This is a genomic window from Nocardioides sp. (genome assembly GCF_031422975.1).
In the GTDB taxonomy this organism is placed as follows: domain Bacteria; phylum Actinomycetota; class Actinomycetes; order Propionibacteriales; family Nocardioidaceae; genus Nocardioides.
In genome coordinates this window covers 1-6080 of the sequence record NZ_JANPEO010000435.1, presented here as the reverse complement: position 1 = coordinate 6080, position 6080 = coordinate 1, and the positions used below count along the sequence as shown (strand labels likewise).

Below are 6080 nucleotides of genomic sequence, written 5' to 3'. Positions count from 1 at the left end.
CCTCGCACACCGGGCACACGGTCAGCGAGTCCTCGCTGAAGCTCTGGAACTGCTCGAACGCGTGAGTGCACTCGGTGCAGGCGTATTGATAGGTGGGCATCAGTAACCTTGGGGTCAGCGCTTCCGGGAACCCGATCCGGCGGGCCCGCGACTCGCTGGCACTCCACCCGATCGACTGCCAAGGGTACGGCACAATGCTGGGTGAGATGACAGAGCAGCCGCAGCCCCGCCCCGCCGACGAGTTCTCGTTGCGCACCCTGTTCCGCAGAGCGCCCAGGCGGCTGCGCTGGTCCGCCTACGTCGCGGCGGCCCTCGCGCTGCTGGTGGTCGTGCTCCTCGTGACTGTTGCGGTTTTCGTACGCCGCCCGGTGCCCGTCACCGACGGCGAGCTCGAGCTGGCGGGACTGGCAGCGGAGGTCGAGGTCATCCGCGACGACCACGGCATCGCCCAGATCTACGCCGACACCGACGACGACCTGATGCGCGCCCAGGGATTCGTGGCGGCGCAGGACCGGTTCTTCGAGATGGACGTCCGCCGCCACGTGACGGCCGGACGGCTCTCGGAGCTGTTCGGCGAGGACGGGCTCGAGACCGACAAGTACATCCGCACCATGGGGTGGCGCCGGGTCGCGGAGCAGGAATGGGCCCTGCTCGACACCGAGACCCGCGCTGCGCTCTCGGCCTATGCGGACGGCGTCAACTCCTACCTCGAGCACTACGGCACCTCCGAGATCGCGGTCGAGTACACGATCCTCGGCTTGACTGGTCTCGACTACGAGCCGGAGCCCTGGGAGCCCGCCGACTCGCTGGCCTGGCTCAAGGCGATGGCCTGGGACCTGCGCGGCAACATGGACGACGAGATCGCCCGGGTGATGGCCAGTCTGGACCACACCCCGGAGGAGATCGCCGACCTCTACCCGAGCTACGACCTGGAGGCGCACCCCCCGATCGTGCGCACCGGCGGGGTCGTGGACGGTGTGTTCGAGCAGAACGCGACCGGCAACGCCACCCGCAACCCGCGTCGGCCCGCGTACAACACGGACACCGTCGAGGCCCTGGCTGACCTCCGGGCGGGCCTGGACCGTCTCCCGGAGCTGCTCGGGCGCGGCGACGGCATCGGCTCCAACTCCTGGGTGGTCGACGGCAAGCACAGCGCGACCGGGCAGCCGCTGCTCGCCAACGACCCGCACCTGGGCGTCAGCCAGCCCGGGATCTGGATGCAGATGGGGCTGCACTGCCGCGAGATCACGGCCGACTGCACGCTCGACGTGGCCGGCTTCACCTTCTCGGGCGTGCCCGGCGTGATCATCGGTCACAACGCCGACATCGCCTGGGGCTTCACCAACCTGGGGCCGGTCGTCACCGACCTCTACCTCGAGCAGTTCCAGGGGACGGACTTGATCCAGGACGGCGAGGCGAAGCCGCTCGAGCTGCGCACCGAGACGATCAAGGTCCGCGACGGCGACGACTTCACCCTGCACATCCGCGAGACCGCGCACGGCCCGCTGCTCAGTGACGTGTCCCAGGAGCTCAGCACCGTCGGGGCCAACGCGCCGACCGACCAGCCGGGGGAGCGGGGCAACGGCTACGCCGTCGCCCTGCAGTGGACGGCGTTGGAGCCGACGACGACCGCGGATGCGGTGCTCAGCCTCAACCGCGCCGGCAACTGGGACGAGTTCCGGGCGGCGGCCAGCGACTTCGCCGTACCCGCCCAGAACCTGGTGTACGCCGACCGGGAGGGCCACATCGGCTATCAGGCGCCAGGGCGGGTGCCGATCCGCAAGTCCGGCAACACCGGCGAGATGCCGGCCGAGGGCTGGTTGTCGGCCAACGACTGGACCGGTGACTACATCCCGTTCGACGGACTGCCCAACGTGCTCGACCCGGAGGAGGGCTTCATCGTCACCGCCAACCAGGCCGTGACCAACGAGGACTATCCCTATTTCCTCACCGACGACTGGGACTTCGGCTATCGCTCGACCCGGATCCGCGAACTGCTGGAGGCGGAGGGCGAGCTCTCGATCGATGAGATGACCAGGCTCCAGCTCGACGACGCCAACCCGATGGCGGCGACCCTGGTGCCCTACCTCCTCGACATCGAGGACCTCGGCTCGACCTACTTCCGCGACGGCCAGGAGCTGCTGGCCGACTGGGACTTCACGCAGCCTGCGGACAGCGCGGCGGCGGCGTACTACAACGTGGTGTGGAGCAACCTGCTGCGCCTCACCTTCCACGACGAGCTCCGTCAGGGGATCTGGCCCAACGGCGGTGACCGGTGGTTCGCGGTGGTCACCAACCTGTTGCGCGAGCCGGCCGGACCGTGGTGGGACGACACCGCGACGGAGGACGTCACCGAGTCGCGCGACGACATCCTGCGCCAGGCCATGCGCGATGCCCGCGACGAGCTGACCAAGCGCCAGGCCCTCGACCCCGAGGACTGGACCTGGGGCCACCTGCACCAGCTGGACCTGCGCCACTCGACGCTGGGTGAGTCCGGCATCGCGCCGATCGAGCGGCTGTTCAACCGCATCGGCAACGATGTCGGCGGCGGGTCGAGCATCGTCGACGCGACCAGCTGGGACGCGGCCGAGGGCTACGCCGTGACCGCTGCGCCGTCGATGAGGATGGTGGTCTCGCTGGCCGACCTCGACCGCTCCCGCTACATCAACCTCACCGGCGTCTCGGGTCACCCGGGGTCCTCGCACTACGGCGACCAGACGGAGCTCTACGTCGACGGCGACTATCTCCCGTGGGCGTTCTCCCGCGATGCCGTCGTCGAGGCCGCCGACGACACCTTGGTGCTGACGCCTGCCGGCGCGTCCGACTGATCGCTACGCTGCTGGGCATGAAGAGCGAACTGTTCGCCCACGACAATCTCGAGATCGGTGACGGGCAGCGCTTTGCCCTCCAGAACAGCCACATGCTGCGTGTCTCGCTCGGTCCCGACGTGCTGGCGGTCAAGGGCGGGATGGTCGCCTTCCAGGGCCAGATCCGCTTCGACCACGAGAAGTCCGGCTCGATGGCCAAGCTGATCAAGAAGGTCGTGACCAGCGAGGACATCCCGCTGATGCGGGTCTCCGGACAGGGCGAGGTCTTCTTCGCGCAGGAGGCCGGCACCGTTCACCTCGTCACGCTCGAGGGGGACGGCATCTCCGTCAACGGCCGCAACCTGCTGGCCTTCGACGCCGCCATGGAGTGGGACATCAACCGCGTCCGCGGCGCCGGCATCATGGCCGGCGGCCTCTTCAACACCACGGTCCGCGGCAGCGGCACGGTCGCGCTGTGCACCGTGGGCAAGCCGGTCGTCCTCGACTGCTCCCAGCAGCCGACCTACGTCGACGTGCAGGCCGCCGTCGCGTGGTCCTCGGCGCTGACACCCGCTGTCGTGTCGAGCATGAACATGAAGTCGATGCTGCGCGGCGGGTCCGGCGAGGCCTTCCAGTACTCCTTCCACGGCCCCGGGTTCGTGGTCGTCCAGCCCTATGAGTGGGTGGCACCCGCGTCCGGCTCCGGCGGCGGCGGTGGCGGCCTGCTCGGCGACCTGCTCAAGGGCTGATCGTCGACTGGCTGACGCCGGCCGGGGTCACCACGTGCGTCACGTGGCGGTCGTGGGGTTCGGTCGGCACATCGAGTCCGGCCTCGTCCTGGTGGAGGAGTACGCCGATGGGCACGCCTGCGCCGATCCGCGCGAGCGCGCGGTCGTAGGAGCCACCACCGCGACCCAGTCGGTCGCCGTCGACGGAGGCGGCCAGCCCGGGCACCAGCACGACGTCAGCGCTCGTGATCGCGTCCACGCCCAGCCGAGGACCGGTCGGCTCGAGCAGCCCGCGCGACGCGGCGACGAGGTCGCCGGTGTACTCGGCCCAGTCGAGATCGTTGTCCGGGCGCAGCACCGGGAGCAGCACCCGCTTCCCGATCGCCAGCATCTCGTCGAGCAGCAGTCCCGTGCCGGGCTCGCGGCCGACCGAGACGTAGGCGGCGACGGTGGCCGCGCGGCGTACGGCATCCCAGGCCAGCACGTGGTCGGCGATCGCGCGCGTAGCAGTGAGCGACTCGGCCAGCGGACGCTGCCTCCGCGCGGTGATGACGTGGTCACGCAAGGTCTGCTTGGCGGACTGCTCGCAGGGCTGGGGTGGTGTTGACACACAATCAGCCTACGATCAGAGCATGGGTAGCAAAGGCCTCGAGATGGCGCGCGCGAAAATGCAGGATGCCGGTGTCGATCCCGTCGCGATCGACACGTTCGCGCACTACTACCGCCTGCTCGAGCACGGCGAGACGGGCATGATCGCGGAGTCCACGATCAGTCCCCTCGAGATGCCCGCCCTGGCCGACGTCGAGGTGAGCGACGAGGTGGCCGCCGAGGCGATCCGCACGACCGTCGTGATCAAGCTCAACGGCGGCCTCGGCACGTCGATGGGCATGGACCGCGCGAAGTCGCTCCTGTGCGTGCGCCGCGGGCTGAGCTTCCTCGACATCATCGCCCGGCAGGTGCTGCACCTTCGCAAGGTGTACGACGCCACGCTGCCCCTGGTCTTCATGAACTCGTTCCGCACGTCGGCCGACACGATGGCCGCGCTGGCGCGCTACCAGGACCTCCAGGTCGACGGGCTGCCTTTGGAGTTCCTCCAGAACAAGGTGCCGAAGCTGCTCCTGTCCAACCTGGTGCCGGCGTCCTTCCCGAAGAACCCCGATCTCGAGTGGTGTCCGCCGGGCCACGGCGACCTCTACACCGCCCTCCGGGGCACCGGCCTCCTCGGCCGGCTGCGCGACGCCGGCTTCCGCCACGTCTTCGTCTCCAACTCCGACAACCTCGGTGCCGTGCCGGACGCCCGCGTGGCGGGGTGGTTCGCTGCGAGCGGCGCTCCGTTCGCGATCGAGGCCGTGCGCCGCACCTCCTCCGACCGCAAGGGCGGACACTTCGCGCAGCGCAAGGCCGACGGCCGGATCGTGCTGCGCGAGAGTGCCCAGACCCTCGACGCCGACCTGGACGCGCTCGCCGACCTCGACCGGCACCGGTTCACCTCGACGAACAACCTGTGGTTCGACCTCGACGCGATGACCGAGGCGCTGGATGCGCGCCAGGGCATCCTGGGCCTGCCGATGATCCGCAACGTGAAGCACCTCGACCCGGTCGACCCGACGACGCCCGAGGTGGTCCAGATCGAGACCGCCATGGGGGCCGCCATCGAGATCTTCGAGGGCGCGCGCACCATCGAGGTCGGCCGCGACCGGTTCGTGCCGGTCAAGACGACCAACGACCTGCTGGTGCTGCGCTCCGACATCTATGACCTCGGTCGTGACTTCGTGCTGGACCAGGCGTCGGAGGGCGTCCCCTTCGTCGATCTCGACAGCGACTTCTACAAGCTGGTCCGCGACTTCGACAAGCGCTTCCCCGACGGCGCCCCCTCGCTGCGCGAGGCCACCTCGCTGGTCGTCGACGGCGACGTCACCTTCGGTCGCGGCGTGCGCGTCGTGGGCGACGTGGCGATCAAGGCACCGAGCGCCAGGCGCATCGAGGCGTCCGCCGTGCTGGCTGCCGATGCCTGACCTGCTCCCGGTCCCCGACCTCGTCGAGCGGATCCTTGCCTCGGTCTCCCCGTTGCCAGACTTCCCGCAGCCGCTGATGGAGGCGCTCGGGCTCGCCCTGGCCGAGGACGTCTCGGCGACGATCGCCCTGCCGGGCTTCGACAACTCCGGCATGGACGGCTACGCCGTGACGTACGCCGATGTCGCGGCCGCCTCCGGCGACAACCCGGTCCACCTGCCGGTGGTCGGGGAGATCGGCGCCGGCCGGGCCGGCCTGATGGCCATCTCGCCCGGCACGGCCGCGAAGATCATGACCGGCGCCCCGGTGCCGACCGGCTGTGACGCCGTGGTGCCCTATGAGTGGACCGACCGGGGCGTCGCCCAGGTCCGGATCACCCGGGCGCCGACCCGGGGCCAGCACATCCGCACGGCCGGCGAGGACGTCGCCGTGGGCGACCAGCTGCTCGAGCAGGGCACCGTCCTCGGGCCGCGTCACCTCGGTCTGCTCGCCGCCATCGGTCGTGCCACCGTGCGCTGCCGTCCGCGTCCCC

At 69.9% G+C, this 6080-nt stretch carries 5 protein-coding genes and 1 pseudogene; 4 read left to right on the top strand and 2 right to left on the bottom strand.

Translation table 11 applies throughout. From position 1 onward, the window contains the following. Window positions 1–100 (bottom strand): zinc ribbon domain-containing protein (locus tag RMO85_RS13130; protein WP_310529172.1); only part of this gene is annotated, 100 nt, incomplete at its 3' end. Window positions 101–206: 106 nt separating this feature from the next. On the opposite strand from RMO85_RS13130, the gene RMO85_RS13125 reads away from it, so the two are divergent. Beyond that, complete coding sequence (locus tag RMO85_RS13125; RefSeq protein ID WP_310529171.1) at window positions 207–2828, top strand: penicillin acylase family protein; 2622 nt, start codon at window positions 207–209, stop codon at window positions 2826–2828. A gap of 17 nt (window positions 2829–2845) precedes the next feature. Further along, entirely contained in the window at window positions 2846–3556 is a 711-nt protein-coding gene (locus RMO85_RS13120; RefSeq protein ID WP_310529170.1) for an AIM24 family protein, read from the top strand. Here RMO85_RS13120 and RMO85_RS13115 read toward each other — a convergent pair. Continuing rightward, the gene (locus tag RMO85_RS13115) at window positions 3546–4145 is read right to left on the bottom strand and encodes a 5-formyltetrahydrofolate cyclo-ligase (protein ID WP_310529169.1); all 600 of its coding nucleotides are present in this window, start codon (window positions 4143–4145) and stop codon (window positions 3546–3548) included. The two genes, RMO85_RS13120 and RMO85_RS13115, sit on opposite strands and share 11 nt — an antisense overlap. 22 nt (window positions 4146–4167) lie before the next feature. On the opposite strand from RMO85_RS13115, the gene RMO85_RS13110 reads away from it, so the two are divergent. Together RMO85_RS13110 and RMO85_RS13105 are read left to right on the top strand one after the other, a co-directional pair. Then, window positions 4168–5550, top strand: coding sequence for a UTP--glucose-1-phosphate uridylyltransferase (locus tag RMO85_RS13110; protein ID WP_310529168.1), 1383 nt, complete (start codon window positions 4168–4170; stop codon window positions 5548–5550). After that, window positions 5543–6080: pseudogene (locus RMO85_RS13105) on the top strand (molybdopterin molybdenumtransferase MoeA); the annotation flags it as partial. The gene RMO85_RS13110 and the pseudogene RMO85_RS13105, both read left to right, overlap by 8 nt.